We start from the raw sequence: 14,877 nt of genomic DNA, 5'->3' as shown, positions 1-14,877 counted from the left end.
GGTCAGGCGCTCACCAGCACCTCGAACCCGCCGAAGATCATCCGCTTGCCGTCGAAGGGCATTCCGGCGGGGTCGGTCTTCAGGCGCGGGTCTTCCATGGCCCGTTGCATGCCACTGTCGCGCACGGCCTTCGAGGGCCAGGTGATCCAGGAGAACACCACGGTTTCCTCCGGTTTGCACTGCACGGCCATGGGGAAGGACGTCAGAGTCCCTTCCGGGACGTCATCGCCCCAGCATTCGCAGACGCTGAGGGCGCCGCAGTCCTTGAACACAGTGGCGGCCTGCTCGGCCAGTTCGCGGTAGGCCTCGCGGGAGGCGGTTGGCACGGCCAGTACATAGCCGTCGACGTAGAGGGTCATGGTCGATCTCCTGGGTGGACTCATGGACAGGCGGTACGGCGTGCCTGGATTCATTCGACACGGGTTTCGTCACCCTGCGGAAGCGTGCCGACCAATGGGCCGCTTGTGGGCGCGGCGGTGAGCGAGGAAGATGCCGGACCTCCCAGCCAACACGGACGTACGACCATGAAACTCGGCTACACCATCCTCTACGTCAGCGACGTACCCGCCTCCCTGGCCTTCTTCGAAGCGGCCTTCGGGCTGCCGACGCGCTTCCTCCACGAGTCCGGCGACTACGGCGAGGTGGAGACCGGCGCCACCACCCTGGCCTTCGCCAACCATGCCCTGGGCGACTTCAACTTCCCCGGCGGCCATGTGCGTGCCGATGCTTCCGCCCAGCCGCTGGGCATGGAGATCGGCCTGGTCACCGACGATGTGGCCGCCGCGCACCAGCGCGCGCTGTCGGCCGGTGCCCGCGAGCTGGCGCCGCCGGTGGCGCGGCCCTGGGGGCAGGTGGTGTCCTACCTGCGCTGCCCGGACGGCCTGCTGGTGGAACTGTGCACCCCGGTGGGGGGCTGACGTGCGCTCACGGCACCTGGCACTGGGGGCGCTGCTGGGGCTGGCCGCCGGCCCGCTGATGGCAGCGCCCTACGAGGGCTATGACGAGTTCTATGCCGGGCTCGGCAGGAACCTGTTCCCGGGTGAGGGGCTCGAGTTGCAGCAGGCCTGCACCGATGAGCCCCGTCATTGCCTGTGGACCAACGCCCTCGGCATGGCGGCCGAGCGCTACCCGGATGCGCTGTGGAGCGCGCCCGGGGAGCTGGGCAGCGAGGCACCGGCCGGCTGGCCGGCGCTGGTGTTCGATGGCAGCACCCTGGCGGTGGCCGGGCGCACCTTGTCGCTGGCGGACGCGGTGAACCTCGCCCCGGCGGACTGGGGCGGCACCTCGCCCCAGGACCCGGAATCACTGGCCTCGGTCACCGCCTGGCAACAGGGCACGGACCTGTGCCTGGAGCTGCACTACAACGGCAGCGGGCGCATGACTCGCTACAGCGGCGTGCTGGTGGTGAGGGGCGGGAACCTGCATGTGCTGCCGCCGCTGTTCGCCGCCTGCGGGGCGGTGCGCGAGGGGGGCAATGGCGTCTTCTTCTATCCCGACACCCGCTACCTGGAAGGCCCGGGCGACCTGCCGCCGGGTGTGCAGATGGATTACCGGCGCAGCGACGGGGCTGCCTCGGCCGAGACCTATCGCCTGCGCTTCAGTGAGCCGGACAACCCCTATCGCTTCGTGATCGAGCCCGCGCCCCGCTGAGAACGGGCGCAGGCCCGTTCCCGGCGGCGGGGTGGCTCAGCCGGCCTTGCGCCGGTCGTAGACGTGGCAGGCCTTGCCTTCGGAGCGCTTCAGCGAGAAGGGCGGGCGCAGCACCACCCGTGCGCTGATGCCGATGTAGGTCTTGATCAGCTTGCCCAGCTCGCTGCACAGGGCCAGCTCCTGGGCCGTGTTGGCCGGCTCCTGGCCCGGGCGCGGCTCGACGTGGATCTCGATGCCGTCGAGGTTGCCGTCGCGGTAGAGGTGGATCTCGTAGTTCTCCGACAGGGCGCGCACCTTCAGCACCAGCTCTTCCACCTGGGTGGGGAACACGTTCACGCCGCGGATGATCAGCATATCGTCGCTGCGCCCGGTGATCTTGTCCATGCGCCGCATCGGCCGCGCGGTGCCGGGCAGCAGGCGGGTGAGGTCGCGGGTGCGGTAGCGGATCATCGGCAGCGCCTCCTTGGACAGGGAGGTGAACACCAGCTCGCCATACTCGCCGTCCGGCAGCACCTGGCCGGTCACCGGGTCGATGATCTCGGGGTAGAAGTGGTCCTCCCAGATGGTCGGGCCGTCCTTGGTCTCGGCGCATTCCATGGCCACGCCCGGGCCCATGATTTCCGAGAGGCCGTAGATGTCCAGCGCGGTGATGCCCATGCGCTCCTCGATGGCGCGGCGCAGCTCGGCTGTCCAGGGTTCGGCACCGAAGATGCCCAGGCGCAGGGGCAGGTCGTGGGGATCGATGCCCTGGCGTTCGATCTCGTCCGCCAGGTTCAGCATGTAGGACGGGGTGACCATGATGATGTCGGGCTGGAAGTCGCGGATCAGTTGCACCTGCTTCTCGGTCTGGCCGCCGGACATGGGGATCACCGTGCAGCCCAGGCGCTCGGCGCCGTAGTGGGCGCCCAGGCCCCCGGTGAACAGGCCGTAGCCGTAGGACACGTGCACCTTGTCGCCCTTGCGCCCCCCGGCGGCGCGGATGGAACGCGCCACCACGCCGGCCCAGGTGTCGATGTCGTTGCGGGTGTAGCCCACCACCGTCGGCTTGCCGGTGGTGCCGCTGGAGGCGTGCAGGCGCACCACCTCGCTCTGGGGCACGGCGAACATGCCGTAGGGGTAGTTGTCGCGCAGGTCGTTCTTGCCGGTGAAGGGGAAGCGCGCCAGGTCCTCCAGGGACTGCAGGTCGTCCGGGTGCACGCCCGCCTCGTCGAAGCGGCGGCGGTACAGCGGGACGTTGTCGTAGGCGTGCTTCAGGCTCCAGCGCAGGCGATCCAGCTGGTGCTGGCGCAGTTCGTCGACGCTGGCGGTTTCCATGGGATCGAGCAAGGCGGTGGAGGCGATCGTGTTCATCATGGGTCACTCGAATTGTTGTTGTAGTCGACAGCCGGTGAGGGGCTGCGAGTGCAGGCGAGCAGCATACTCCGCGCTGTTCGCCCGGGCTCGGGCGTAGCGTTTCAGCGCCTTTCAATGACCAGGGCGATGCCCTGGCCGACGCCGATGCACATGGTGCAGAGGGCATAGCGGCCCTGGCGTTCTTCCAGTTCGTGGAGGGCGGTGGTCACCAGGCGCGCGCCGCTCATGCCCAGCGGGTGGCCGAGGGCGATGGCACCGCCGTTGGGGTTGACCCGAGGGTCGTCGTCGGCCACGCCCAGCTCCCGCAGCACGGCCAGGCCCTGGGCGGCGAAGGCCTCGTTGAGTTCGATCACGTCCATGTCGGCCAGGGACAGCCCGGTCAGCTCCAGCACCTTGCGGGTCGCCGGGACCGGGCCGATGCCCATGATGCGCGGCTCCACCCCGGCAGTGGCCATGCCGACCACCCGGGCGCGGGCCTTGAGGCCGTGGCGCCGGGCGGCGGCGGGGCTGGCCAGCAGCAGGGCACAGGCGCCGTCGTTGACGCCCGAGGCGTTGCCGGCGGTGACCGAACCGCCCGCGCGGAAGGGCGTGCCCAGTTTGGCCAGTTGCTCCAGGGTGGTATCGCCGCGCGGGTGCTCGTCTTGGCTCACCACCTTGGGCGGGCCTTTGCGCTGGGGGATTTCCACGGGGACGATCTCTTTGCCCAGGCGCCCGCTGGCCTGGGCCGCGGCGGCGCGCTGCTGGCTGCGCAGGGCGAAGGCGTCCTGGTCGGCGCGGGAGATGCCGAACTGCTCGGCGACGTTCTCGGCGGTCTCCGGCATGGAGTCGATGCCGAATCCGGCCTGCATCAGCGGGTTGACGAAGCGCCAGCCGATGGTGGTGTCGAAGATCTCCGCCTGGCGGGAGAAGGCGGTGTCGGCCTTGCCCATGACGAAGGGCGCGCGGGACATGGACTCCACCCCGCCGGCGATCATCAGCCCGGCTTCGCCGCAGCGCAGGGCGCGGGCGGCGCTGCCCACGGCGTCGAGGCCGGAGCCGCACAGGCGGTTGAGGGTGGTGCCGGGCACGCTCTGCGGCAGGCCGGCGAGCAGGGCGGCCATGCGCGCGACGTTGCGGTTGTCCTCGCCGGCCTGGTTGGCGCAGCCGTAGATCACGTCGTCGATGGCGCTCCAGTCCAGTTCCGGGTGGCGTGCCATCAGGGCGCGGATCGGCACCGCGCCGAGGTCGTCGGCACGCACGCCGGACAGCGCCCCGGCGTAGCGGCCGATGGGGGTGCGCACGGCGTCGATGATCAGGGCGTCGTTCATCTGGACATCACTCATCAGGGGTCTCCTGCGCGAGCACCGTGCCGCGCACTTTGTAGGATTTGCCGTGGAACAGGGCGATCAGCTGCCCGTTCTGGTTCTCGATGCGCACGTCGTAGTTGCCGGTGCGCCCGCTGCGGCTCTGCTCGCTGGCCTGGGCGGTGAGGGTGTCGCCCAGGCGCGCCGGGGCCACGTAGTCGATGCTGCAGCCGATGGCCACGGTGGCTTCGTTGTAGCTATTGCAGGCGAAGGCGAAGGCCGAGTCGGCCAGGGCGAAGAGGTAGCCGCCGTGGCAGGTGCCGTGGCCCTGGACCATGTCGGCGCGGACGGTCATGCCCATCTGCGCCCGGCCGGGTGCGACGGAGAGCAGGCGCATGCCCATGGCCTGGCTGGCGGTGTCGCGCTCGAACAGGGCGCTGCCGCAGGCCTCGGCCAGGGACAGGGCTTCATGGTTGGTCATGGAAGGTCCTCCCTTCGGCGACGTGGCGGCGCAGCAGCAGCGACGGGCGATAGCGCGCCTCGCCGTAGGCCGCCTGCAGGTTGTCCAGGGTGCGCAGCAGCGCCGCCAGGCCGAGGGCGTCCGCCCAGGCCAGCGGGCCCTTGGGGTAGTTGACGCCGGCGCGCATGGCCAGGTCGATGTCCGCCGCCGAGCCGACGCCCTGCAGCACCGCATCGGCGCCTTCATTGGCCAGCATGGCGACGGTGCGCAGCACGGCCAGGCCGGGGATGTCGGCCAACGGCGTGGCGGTGATGCCGGCGCGTTGCAGCAGCGCCACGGCCTGGTCGCGGGCGAGGGCGGAGGTGCCGGCGGCCCAGGTGATGCCCAGGCGGCTGGCCTCGGCGTAGTCCAGCGCCAGGTCCAGCAGCACCAGGTTGGCCAGGCCGTCCTCGCGGGCGCGCTGGCTGGCCAGGCGGCCGTCGGAGAGGGCCAGCACGGCATCGCCGACCCGCAGCAGGCCGGCGCCGTCGCGGCGGGTCACCGCCAGGCCGGCGGCCTGCAGGCGCGCCACCAGCGGCTCGGCCACGCCCAGGTGGCCTTCCACCACGCAGCCGTCCACGGTCCGCTCGCTGGAGAGCGCGGCAGGCGTCGGGCGCTGGGCGCCTTCGGTGTAGTCGTAGAAACCACGGCCGCTCTTGCGCCCGAGGCGGCCGGCGTCCACCAGCTCCTTCTGGATCAGCGAGGGCTGGAAGCGGAAGTCGCCGTAGTAGGCCTCGAACACTGAGCAGGTGACGGCGTAGTTGACGTCGTGGCCGATCAGGTCGGTGAGTTCGAAGGCGCCCATGCGGAAGCCACCGGCCTCGCGCATCAGGGCGTCGAGGGTGGCGCAGTCGGCGGCGCCTTCCTGCAGCAGGCGCAGGCTTTCCGCATAGAAGGGCCGGGCCACGCGGTTGACGATGAAGCCGGGGGTGGAGCGGGTGTGCACCGGCTGCTTGCCCCAGGCGTGCGCGGTGGCGTACAGGGCGTCGGCCAGGGCCGGGTCGCTGGCCAGGCCCGAGACGACTTCCACCAGGGCCATCAGCGGTGCCGGGTTGAAGAAGTGCAGGCCGATCACCCGCCCCGGGTGGGCGAGCCCGGCGGCCAGGGCGGTGATGGACAGCGAGGAGGTGTTGCTGGCGAGGATGCAGGTGGGGCTGCACAGCGCCTCCAGCTGCTGCAGCAGGGCGCGCTTGATCTCCAGGTTCTCGACGATGGCTTCGATCACCAGGCGTGCGTCGGCCAGGGCTTCCAGCGTCTCCGCCGGTTGCAGGCGGGCGACGATGGCCTGGTGCTCGGCGGCATCCAGCTTGCCTTTCTCCACCAGGTGGCCGAGCTGGCGGTCGATGCCGTCCACGGCCTGGGCGGCGGCGCCGGGGCGGTTGTCGTAGAGCCGGACCGGGTGGCCGGCCTGGGCCGCCACCTGGGCGATGCCGGCGCCCATGGCACCGGCGCCGATCACGGCGACGAGGGACGTTTGGGGCAGGGCGGGCATGGGCTCAGCGTCCTTTGAAGACCGGGGTGCGTTTGGCCATGAAGGCGCTGACGCCTTCGCGGTAGTCCTCGCTGCGGCCGGCCAGGCGCTGCAGGTCGCGCTCCAGTTCCAGCTGCTGGTCGAAGCTGTTGTCCAGGCTGGCATTGAGGCTGCGCTTGATCAGCGCCAGGCCGTAGGTCGGCTGGGTGGCCAGGTGGCGGGCGAGCTTGAGGGCCTCGTCACGCAGGGCGGCATCGTCCACCACGCGGTGGATCAGCCCCCACTGCTCGGCCTGCTCGGCGCTCAGGCGCTCGCCCAGCAGGGCCAGGGCCTTGGCGCGGGCCATGCCCACCAGGCGCGGCAGGGTCCAGGTGCCGCCGGAGTCGGGGATCAGGCCGATCTTGCAGAAGGCCTGGATGAAGCTGGCGGAGCGGGCGGCCAGGACCAGGTCGCACGCCAGGGGGATGTTGGCCCCGGCCCCGGCGGCGACGCCGTTGACGGCGCAGACCACCGGCATGGGCAGGTCGCGCAGGGTGCGGATCAGCGGGTTGTAGAACTGCTCGATGGAGGCACCCAGGTCCGGCGCCTCGCTGCCGGGGGCGACGTTGCGGTCGGCCAGGTCCTGGCCGGCGCAGAAGCCACGGCCTTCGCCGGTCAGCAGCAGCACGCGCACCGCCGGGTCCTGGCGCACCTGCTTGAGGGCCTCGCGGACCTCGCCATGCATCTGGGCGTTGAAGCTGTTGAGTTGCTCGGGTCGGTTGAGGCTGAGGGTGGCGACACCCGCCTCGATGGAAAAGAGGATGTGTTCGAAGGTCATGTCTCGGGCGCTCCAGGGCGGCGGGAGAGGGCGGCCAGCGGTCACTGGCCGGTGAAGTCGGGGCGGCGCTTTTCCTGGAAGGCACGGATGCCTTCGTCGCGGTCGCGGGTGCCGGCCAGCAGGGTGAAGGCATGGCGCTCGAAGCGCAGGCCGCTGGCGAGGTCGGTGTCCTCGGCCTTGAGCACGGCCTCCTTGGCCAGGCGCACGGCCAGTGGCGCCTTCTGGGCGATCAGCCGGGCGATGGCGAGGGCGTGCTCGACGGTGAACTCGGGTTGGGTCACCTCGCTGACCAGCCCGGCGCGCAGGGCGTGGCGGGCGTCGATGGCTTCGCCGGTAAGCACCATCTGCATGGCCAGGGACTTGCCCACGGCGCGCAGCAGGCGCTGGGTGCCGCCGGCGCCGGGCATGATCCCGAGGTTGATTTCCGGCTGGCCGAAGCGGGCGTCTTCACCGGCGATGAGGATGTCGGCGTGCATGGCCAGCTCGCAGCCGCCACCGAGGCAGAAGCCGTTGACGGCTGCCACCAGCGGTTTGCCGAAGCGGGCTATGCGCTGCCAGTGGGCCTGGCGCGGGTCGTTGAGGATGCCCACCAGGTCGCGCTCGGCCATCTCCTGGATGTCGGCACCGGCGGCGAAGGCTCTGCGGCTGCCAGTGATCACCACCGCGCGGGTGTCGGCGTCCTGCTCGGCCAGGTCCAGCTCGGCAGCCAGTTCGCCGAGCAGCTCGGTGTTCAGCGCATTCAGAGCCTCGGGGCGCTGCAGGGTGATCAGGCGGACACCCAGTTCGGGCGGCAGGACAGCAAGGGTACGAGGCATGACGAACGTCCTCTGGTGCACGCGCGGCTCAGGCATGCCGCTCTTGTTGGTGAGATGGCGTGTGACCCGGGCGTTCGCGACGGGTCGCCATCCGTTGTGGCGGCAGTATAGGCATAAAGCGATACAAAACAACAAATCAAAAAATAGAAAATGTGTCTTAAAAGATCGCGGCTTGGTTGTTGTGAAGGGCCTGCTACAGGGCTTATCGGCCTTTATTTAGCGTTGAGTGACTGATTGGTCGTGATTCCGGTGCTTTTTTGAAGGTGTTTCCATGTGATACAAGAGCTGCGTATTTTTGAATCGAATAAGGCTTGAGCCTGAGAAGGAGAAACGCCCATGGCCTGCTACAGCCTGGATGGACTGGTTCCGGTGGTGCACCCCACTGCCTATGTGCACCCGAGCGCGGTGCTGATCGGTGACGTGATCATCGGCCCGCACTGCTACGTCGGCCCGCTGGCCAGCCTGCGCGGCGATTTCGGGCGCATCGTTCTGGAGGAGGGCGCCAACATCCAGGACACCTGCGTGATGCATGGCTTCCCCGGCAGCGACACGGTGGTAGCGCGCAACGGCCACATCGGCCACGGCGCGGTGTTGCACGGCTGCCAGATCGGCGAAGACGCCCTGGTGGGCATGAATGCGGTGGTGATGGATGGCGCGCACATCGGCGCGCGTTCCTTCGTTTCCGCCACGGCCTTCGTCAAGGCGGGCTTCACCTGCGATGCGCAGTCCCTGGTGATGGGCTCTCCGGCGCAGGTGCGCCGTGTGCTGAGCGATGACGAGGTGGCCTGGAAGCAGGCCGGCACCCGCGAGTACCAGCGCCTGGCCCAGCGCTGCCTGGCGGCGCTTGAGCCCTGCGAGCCGCTTGCCGAGGTGGAGCCCGGCCGGCCGCGCATGAGCGACCCGGGCCTGCGACCCAAGGGCGAGGCACGCTGATGGGTTCGGTCTGTGGCCCCCTAACGCCTGTGGCCCCATCGTGAAGCGTGCGGGTATAGTCGGCATCCCTTCACGACCCCGTATGCCCATGACCTCCCTCGCGCCCCTGGACCAGCTCATCACCCGCTTCCAGCAGCAGACTCCCATTCGCGCCAGCTCGCTGATCATGACCCTCTACGGGGATGCCATCGAACCCCACGGCGGCACCGTCTGGCTGGGCAGCCTGATCCAGATGCTGGAGCCCATCGGCATCAACGAGCGGCTGATCCGCACCTCGATCTTCCGCCTCACCAAGGACGGCTGGCTGAGTGCCGAGAAGGTCGGGCGGCGCAGCTACTACAGCCTCACCGGCACTGGCCGTCGGCGTTTCGAGAAGGCCTTCAAGCGTGTCTACAGCTCCGGCATCCCGGCCTGGGATGGCTCCTGGCACCTGGTGGTGCTGTCGCAGCTGCCCCAGGAGAAGCGCAAGCAGGTGCGCGAGGAGCTGGAGTGGCAGGGCTTCGGCGCCATCGCGCCGACCGTGCTGGCCAACCCCCGCTGCGACCGCGTGGACCTCACCACCACCCTGCAGGAGCTGGACGCCCTGGAGGACAGCATCGTCTTCGAGACCAGCGCCCAGGATGTGCTGGCCTCCAAGGCCCTGCGCATGCAAGTGCGCGAGAGCTGGCGGCTGGACGAGTTGGGCGAGCACTACCGCGAGTTCATCCAGCTGTTCCGCCCGCTCTGGCAGGCCCTGCGCGAGCAGGAAAGCCTGGATCCGGAGGACTGCCTGCTGGCCCGCACGCTGCTGATCCACGAATACCGCCGCCTGCTGCTGCGCGACCCGCAACTGCCGGACGAGCTGCTGCCCAGCGACTGGGAAGGCCGCTCGGCCCGCCAGCTGTGCCGCAACATCTACCGCCTGATCTACGGCAAGGCCGAGGAATGGCTGAACGCCAACCTGGAAACCGCCGACGGCCCGCTGCCCGACGCCAGCGAGGGCTTCTACCGGCGCTTTGGCGGTCTGCGCTAGCACGCTGAACGAGGTGGGCAGGGGCCGCCTGCTTGGTCTTGTGCTGGCCCCTGCCTTGGGGCCGGCGCTCCATTTACAACCGCATCAGCACCGACTTGAGTTCGGTGTAGTGCTCGATGGCGGCCGCGCCCATCTCGCGGCCGAGCCCCGACATCTTGTAGCCGCCGAAGGGCAGGGCCGGGTCCAGTGCGCTGTGGCAGTTGACCCACACGGAGCCGGACTTGATGCGCGGGATCATCCTATGCACGGCGCCCAGGTCGTTGGACCAGATGCTGGCACCGAGGCCGTAGGGGTTGTCGTTGGCCAGGCGCACGGCTTCGTCGAGGTCGTCGAAGGGCATGGCCACCAGCACCGGGCCGAAGATCTCTTCCTGCACCAGGCGGTGCTTCTGGTCGACGTCGGCGATCACCGTCGGCTTGACGAAATACCCCGGCCCGAAGCCTTCGCCGCCGCAGACCACCGAGGCCCCCAGCTCGCGGCCGAGGTTGATGTAGCCGGTCACGCGGTCCTGCTGGCGGGCGGAGATCAGTGGGCCCATCTGCACGCTCGGGTCCAGCCCGTTGCCCAGTTTCATGCCGTTGGCGATGCCGGCGATGTCGGCCACCACGTTGTCGAAGTGCTTGCGCTGCACGTACAGGCGCGAGCCGGCGCAGCACACCTGGCCCTGGTTGAAGAAGATCGCCGTGGCGGCGCCGGCGGCGGCGTCCTGCAGGTTGGCGTCGGCCAGTACCAGGGTCGGCGACTTGCCACCCAGCTCCAGGGTGACGCGGGTCATGTTGTCCATGGCGGCTTTGCCGATCTGCTTGCCGACCTCGGTGGAGCCGGTGAAGGTCAGCTTGTCCACGCCCGGGTGGCGGGTGAGGGCGGCGCCGGCGTTCAGGCCGGTGCCGGTCACCACGTTGAACACCCCGGCGGGGTAGCCCGCCTCCAACACCAGTTCGGCCAGCTTGAGGGCGGTGACCGGCGTTTCGTCCGCTGGCTTGAGCACCACCGTGCAGCCAGTGGCCAGGGCCGGGCCGAGCTTCCAGCAGGCCAGCAGCAGGGGGAAGTTCCAGGCGACGATGGCGCCCACCACGCCGACGGCTTCGCGGCGGATGAAACCGTGGAACTGGTCGTCCGGCATCAGCGGCAGGGAGACGTCGACGCTGCTGCCTTCGATCTTGGTGGCCCAGCCGGCCATGTAGCGGAGGAAGTCGATGGCCAGTTGCACGTCCATCACCTGCGCCACCGCCGCGCTCTTGCCGTTGTTCAGGCATTCCAGCTCCGCCAGTTGCTGGGCATCGCGCTGCATCAGGTCGGCCAGGCGCCACAGCAGGTTCTGCCGCTCGCGGGGGCGCATGCGGCTCCAGGCGGAGTCATCGAAAGCCTGGCGGGCGGCGCGCACGGCGCGGTCCACGTCGTCCGCGTCGGCCGAGGGCACGCGGCCGATGACGTCACCCGTGGCCGGGTTGCGGAAGTCCAGGGTGGCGCCGCTGGTGGCGTCCTGCCACTGGTCGCCGATGAGCATCTTCAGCGGGCGGTCGAGGAAGGCGCGGGTGGCCGGCAGGAGGGGCAGCTGGTCGGACATGGGTTCGCTCTCTTGTTGTCAGGGAAGGAGGTGAACCGCCATGGGGCAACCGCCATGCCAAGCTGCGCGCGAGGGCGCCAGGCGCCGTCTGCCGTGACCTGTGGCGGCGATGAGGTAGGCGCCGGCGCATTGGGGCTGTTGCACTTTGAGACGGCGTGAGACAACCCGTGCAACAGCCGCGCCCGCTGCGCTCGGGTGTCACCGTGGCGGCGTCTCAGGCTGGAACAGCCTGTCTCGAAATTAGACGCGTGCGGTGTTTCGCCACAGTCCCGATGAAACCGCGTTGCGTGCTCAAGGCATTGATTTAGAAAGATTTATCGGAAGTGGCACACATCCTGTATCGGCTGCGACAGTTGTGCCGCCCGGTTCGGCGCGACCCATAAGAACAAAACCGTGGAGGTCTGACCTTGAAGACGACTCGACTCCGGCGGCAAGCGGGCAGCCTGGTGCTGACCCTGGCAGCCTTGCTGTGTGCCCAGGCCCATGGGGCGGAAGAGGGGCCGGCGCTCCTCCAGTCCAAGTGCATGGGGTGCCACATCCCCGAGGGCAACGACACCTACAGCCGCATCAGCCACCAGCGCAAGACGCCCGAAGGCTGGCTGATGAGCATCGCCCGCATGCAGGTGATGCACGGCCTGAAGATCAGCGACGAGGACCGTCGCACCCTGGTCAAGTACCTGGCCGACAAGCAGGGCCTGGCGCCCAGCGAGACCGACGGCGTGCGCTACGCCATGGAGCGTCGGCTGAACACCGTCGAGCAGTTCGACGATCACCTCAGCCAGATGTGCGGTCGCTGCCACTCCGGTGCCCGTGTCGCCCTGCAGCGGCGCCCGGCGAAGGAGTGGGAGCACCTGGTCAACTTCCACCTCGGCCAGTGGCCGTCTCTCGAATACCAGGCCCAGTCCCGTGACCGCGACTGGCTGGACATCGCCCTCAAGCAGACCGTGCCCGACCTGGCCAAGCGCTTCCCGCTGGACAGCCAGGCCTGGACCGACTGGCAGAAGGCCCGGCCCAAGGCCGACGTGCTGCCGGGCCAGTGGAGCTTCAGCGGCCACATGCTCGCCAAGGGTGATGTGCGCGGCGTGATGACCGTGACCGCCGATGGTGCCGACACCTTCAAGGTGGACGTGAAGGGCCAGTACGCCGACGGTTCGCCGTTCACCGGCAGCGGCTCGGCGATCCTCTACAACGGCTACGAATGGCGCGGCAACGTGAAGGTGGGCGACACCACCCTGCGCCAGGTATTCGCCGCCCTCGACGGGCAGATGACCGGCCGCATGTTCGAGAGCGAGCACGACGAGCGTGGCCTCGACTTCAGCGCCGCGAAGCAGGGCCAGGCCAGGCTCCTGGCGGTGCAGCCGGCGCAGGTCAAAGCCGGCAGCGAAACCGAGCTGACCCTGGTAGGCAGCGGCCTCTCGGGCGCGCCGCAACTGGGGGCCGGGCTGGAGGTGGTGAAGGTGCTGGACAGCACCCCGGACCAGGTGCGGGTGAAGGTGAAGGCGGCCGCCGACGCAGCCCCCGGCCTGCGTGAGGTGTCCGTCGGCGCGCTGAAGGGCGTGACCCTGGCGGTCTACAAGGACATTGCCGAGGTCAAGGTGGTGCCCGCGTTCTCCATCGCCCGCATCGGCGAGAACGGCGGCTCCACGCCCAAGGTCCAGGGCCGCTTCGAGGCCGAGGCCTGGGGCACCGACGCCGCCGGCAAGGCCTACCGCATCGGCTACTTGCCGGCGAAATGGTCGGTGGAACCGTTCGATGAGCGTGCCAAGGAAGACGAGGACGTGAAGTTCGCCGGGGTGATGCAGAAGGATGGCGTCTTCGTGCCCGGCGGTGCCGGCCCCAACCCGGAACGCAAGATGATGACCAACAACGCCGGCAACCTGAAGGTGATCGCCGAGCTGGAGGAGGGCGGGCAGAAAGGCGAAGGCCACCTGATCGTCACTGTCCAGCGCTGGAACAACCCGCCATTGCCCTGAGTGGGAAGGACTGGGCAGGGCGGTTGCCCTGCCCGGATTCGAAACGAATCGGGACGAATTCCAGGAGGTCGCCATGGGCGCAATCTTGAATCTGGTCGAACGCAACCTGCACGAGGTGCAGGTCAACACCGACCGCATGCTGTTCCACATACCCAGCAGCTCGCTGTTCGCCACCGACGCGCTGACCGGGGGCATCATCGACGCCCTGCGCCAGCAGGGCTGCTCGCCCGAGGAGCTGGTGCAACGCCTGGGCGGGCGCTTCGCGGGGGCCGAGATCGACGAGACCCTACGCGAGCTGATCGCGCTGGAGGTGGTGAGCGACGGCTCGCCGCTGACGCCGGAGATCGGCCTGAAGAAGGTCGACCGTACCGCCCTCAACACCGTGGTGCTGAACGTCAACACCGGCTGCAACCTGAGCTGCACCTACTGCTACAAGGAAGACCTCGACAAGCCCTCGGCCGGCAAGAAGATGGCCGTGGAAACGGCCGAGGCCTCGGTGGAGATGCTGCTGCGCGAGTCCCCCGACGAGGCCCGCTACAGCGTGGTGTTCTTCGGCGGCGAGCCGCTCTCCAACCGCCCGCTGATCGAGCACATGGTGGGCTACTGCGAGCGTCGCTTCGCCGCTGCGGGCAAGCAGGTGGAGTTCGTCATGACCACCAACGCCACGCTGCTCACCGAGGAGATCGTCGACTGGCTGAATGCCCACCGCTTCGGGCTGTCCATCAGCATCGACGGGCCGAAGACGGTGCACGACCGCAACCGCATCACCGTGGGCGGGCAGGGCACCTACGACGTGGTCCGGCGCAAGGTGGAGATGCTGCTGTCGCGCTACACCAGCCGCCCGGTGGGCGCGCGGGTGACGCTGACCACCGGCGTCACCGACGTGGAAACCATCTGGGACCACCTGTTCAACGAACTGGGCTTCGCCGAGGTGGGCTTCGCCCCGGTCACCTCCGGCGACATCAGCAGCTTCAACCTCACGGCGGACGAGCTGGTGCAGGTGTTCGCCAACATGAAGGCCCTGGGCCGGCGCTACCTGGAGGCGGCGTTGGAGAACCGCAACATCGGCTTCTCCAACCTGCACCAGCTGATCACCGACATCCACGAGGGCCAGAAGAAGGCGCTGCCCTGCGGGGCCGGGCTGAAGATGCTGGCGGTGGACCACAAGGGCGAGCTGAACCTCTGCCACCGCTTCACCGGCTCCAGCCTGCCGACCTTCGGCAACGTGCACGGCGCGGTGAAGCAGGCCGAGCTCAACGACTTCCTCTCCCAGCGCCTGGACCGCACCGGCACCGGTTGCGACAGCTGCCGCATCCGCAACCTCTGTTCCGGCGGCTGCTACCACGAGAGCTACGCCCGCTACGGCGATCCCACGCACCCGACCTATCACTACTGCGAACTGATGCGCGACTGGGTGGACTTCGGCATCGAGGTCTACAGCCGCATCCTGGCCGGCAACCCGGCCTTCATCAGCCGCACCATCACTCCGCGGAAGGCGCACTGA

Annotated in this window: 14 protein-coding genes; 6 read left to right on the top strand and 8 right to left on the bottom strand. The window is 69.1% G+C overall.

All coding sequences use genetic code 11. From position 1 onward, the window contains the following. Positions 1 to 2 precede the first annotated feature (2 nt). Positions 3 to 359, bottom strand: a complete 357-nt coding sequence (locus FBY21_RS06955; RefSeq protein WP_044403997.1) for a DUF1428 domain-containing protein — start codon at positions 357 to 359, stop codon at positions 3 to 5. Positions 360 to 524: 165 nt separating this feature from the next. Here FBY21_RS06955 and FBY21_RS06950 point away from each other — a divergent pair, with 165 nt between their 5' ends. Both FBY21_RS06950 and FBY21_RS06945 read left to right on the top strand, forming a co-directional pair. Then, positions 525 to 917: a VOC family protein gene (locus FBY21_RS06950; protein WP_142009772.1), complete on the top strand. Its 393-nt coding sequence runs from the start codon at positions 525 to 527 to the stop codon at positions 915 to 917. Between the two features lies 1 nt (position 918). Next, positions 919 to 1,650: a hypothetical protein gene (locus FBY21_RS06945; RefSeq protein WP_142009770.1), complete on the top strand. Its 732-nt coding sequence runs from the start codon at positions 919 to 921 to the stop codon at positions 1,648 to 1,650. Positions 1,651 to 1,686: 36 nt separating this feature from the next. On the opposite strand, the gene paaK is transcribed toward FBY21_RS06945, so the two are convergent. From paaK to paaF, 6 genes are all read right to left on the bottom strand, one after another. Beyond that, positions 1,687 to 3,000 carry a phenylacetate--CoA ligase PaaK gene (gene paaK / locus FBY21_RS06940; RefSeq protein WP_044404129.1) on the bottom strand — a complete coding sequence of 438 codons (1,314 nt, stop codon included), beginning with the start codon at positions 2,998 to 3,000 and terminating at the stop codon, positions 1,687 to 1,689. Positions 3,001 to 3,104: 104 nt separating this feature from the next. Further along, entirely contained in the window at positions 3,105 to 4,310 is a 1,206-nt protein-coding gene (pcaF, locus tag FBY21_RS06935) for a 3-oxoadipyl-CoA thiolase (protein WP_201774863.1), read from the bottom strand. 7 nt (positions 4,311 to 4,317) lie between these two features. Continuing rightward, positions 4,318 to 4,767, bottom strand: coding sequence for a hydroxyphenylacetyl-CoA thioesterase PaaI (gene paaI, locus FBY21_RS06930; protein ID WP_044403985.1), 450 nt, complete (start codon positions 4,765 to 4,767; stop codon positions 4,318 to 4,320). After that, on the bottom strand, positions 4,754 to 6,277 hold the full coding sequence (paaH, locus tag FBY21_RS06925; protein WP_142009767.1) for a 3-hydroxyacyl-CoA dehydrogenase PaaH: 1,524 nt from the start codon (positions 6,275 to 6,277) through the stop codon (positions 4,754 to 4,756). The genes paaI and paaH overlap by 14 nt, the downstream gene beginning before the upstream one ends. A gap of 4 nt (positions 6,278 to 6,281) precedes the next feature. Continuing rightward, positions 6,282 to 7,073 (bottom strand): 2-(1,2-epoxy-1,2-dihydrophenyl)acetyl-CoA isomerase PaaG, encoded by a 792-nt coding sequence (gene paaG / locus FBY21_RS06920; RefSeq protein WP_044403980.1) that lies wholly within the window; start codon positions 7,071 to 7,073, stop codon positions 6,282 to 6,284. 41 nt (positions 7,074 to 7,114) lie between these two features. After that, positions 7,115 to 7,888 carry a 2,3-dehydroadipyl-CoA hydratase PaaF gene (paaF, locus tag FBY21_RS06915; protein WP_142009764.1) on the bottom strand — a complete coding sequence of 258 codons (774 nt, stop codon included), beginning with the start codon at positions 7,886 to 7,888 and terminating at the stop codon, positions 7,115 to 7,117. Positions 7,889 to 8,224: 336 nt separating this feature from the next. Between paaF and paaY the strand changes: the two genes are divergently transcribed. After that, complete coding sequence (gene paaY / locus FBY21_RS06910) at positions 8,225 to 8,821, top strand: phenylacetic acid degradation protein PaaY (protein WP_044403973.1); 597 nt, start codon at positions 8,225 to 8,227, stop codon at positions 8,819 to 8,821. An 88-nt stretch (positions 8,822 to 8,909) separates the two neighbouring features. Next, a complete protein-coding gene (paaX, locus tag FBY21_RS06905; protein WP_142016314.1) occupies positions 8,910 to 9,833 on the top strand; it encodes a phenylacetic acid degradation operon negative regulatory protein PaaX in 924 nt (307 codons plus the stop codon). Positions 9,834 to 9,906: 73 nt separating this feature from the next. On the opposite strand, the gene FBY21_RS06900 is transcribed toward paaX, so the two are convergent. Beyond that, complete coding sequence (locus tag FBY21_RS06900; protein ID WP_142009762.1) at positions 9,907 to 11,400, bottom strand: aldehyde dehydrogenase family protein; 1,494 nt, start codon at positions 11,398 to 11,400, stop codon at positions 9,907 to 9,909. Between the two features lie 407 nt (positions 11,401 to 11,807). Between FBY21_RS06900 and peaA the strand changes: the two genes are divergently transcribed. Continuing rightward, on the top strand, positions 11,808 to 13,373 hold the full coding sequence (peaA, locus tag FBY21_RS06895) for a quinohemoprotein amine dehydrogenase subunit alpha (protein WP_142009760.1): 1,566 nt from the start codon (positions 11,808 to 11,810) through the stop codon (positions 13,371 to 13,373). Between the two features lie 73 nt (positions 13,374 to 13,446). Beyond that, on the top strand, positions 13,447 to 14,877 hold the full coding sequence (gene peaB, locus FBY21_RS06890) for a quinohemoprotein amine dehydrogenase maturation protein (RefSeq protein WP_142009758.1): 1,431 nt from the start codon (positions 13,447 to 13,449) through the stop codon (positions 14,875 to 14,877).

The organism is Pseudomonas sp. SLBN-26, assembly GCF_006715895.1.
GTDB lineage: Bacteria > Pseudomonadota > Gammaproteobacteria > Pseudomonadales > Pseudomonadaceae > Metapseudomonas > Metapseudomonas otitidis.
The sequence above is the reverse complement of the archived record's forward strand: the minus strand, read 5'-3'. Positions and strand labels throughout refer to the sequence as shown.

Coding starts and splice junctions, on each gene's coding strand:
- FBY21_RS06955 (WP_044403997.1), bottom strand. CDS start 359: ATGACCCTCTACGTCGACGGCTATGTACTGGCCGTGCCAACCGCCTCC.
- paaF (WP_142009764.1), bottom strand. CDS start 7,888: ATGCCTCGTACCCTTGCTGTCCTGCCGCCCGAACTGGGTGTCCGCCTG.
- FBY21_RS06900 (WP_142009762.1), bottom strand. CDS start 11,400: ATGTCCGACCAGCTGCCCCTCCTGCCGGCCACCCGCGCCTTCCTCGAC.
- paaG (WP_044403980.1), bottom strand. CDS start 7,073: ATGACCTTCGAACACATCCTCTTTTCCATCGAGGCGGGTGTCGCCACC.
- pcaF (WP_201774863.1), bottom strand. CDS start 4,310: ATGAACGACGCCCTGATCATCGACGCCGTGCGCACCCCCATCGGCCGC.
- paaK (WP_044404129.1), bottom strand. CDS start 3,000: ATGAACACGATCGCCTCCACCGCCTTGCTCGATCCCATGGAAACCGCC.
- paaY (WP_044403973.1), top strand. CDS start 8,225: ATGGCCTGCTACAGCCTGGATGGACTGGTTCCGGTGGTGCACCCCACT.
- paaI (WP_044403985.1), bottom strand. CDS start 4,767: ATGACCAACCATGAAGCCCTGTCCCTGGCCGAGGCCTGCGGCAGCGCC.
- paaX (WP_142016314.1), top strand. CDS start 8,910: ATGACCTCCCTCGCGCCCCTGGACCAGCTCATCACCCGCTTCCAGCAG.
- paaH (WP_142009767.1), bottom strand. CDS start 6,277: ATGCCCGCCCTGCCCCAAACGTCCCTCGTCGCCGTGATCGGCGCCGGT.
- FBY21_RS06950 (WP_142009772.1), top strand. CDS start 525: ATGAAACTCGGCTACACCATCCTCTACGTCAGCGACGTACCCGCCTCC.
- peaB (WP_142009758.1), top strand. CDS start 13,447: ATGGGCGCAATCTTGAATCTGGTCGAACGCAACCTGCACGAGGTGCAG.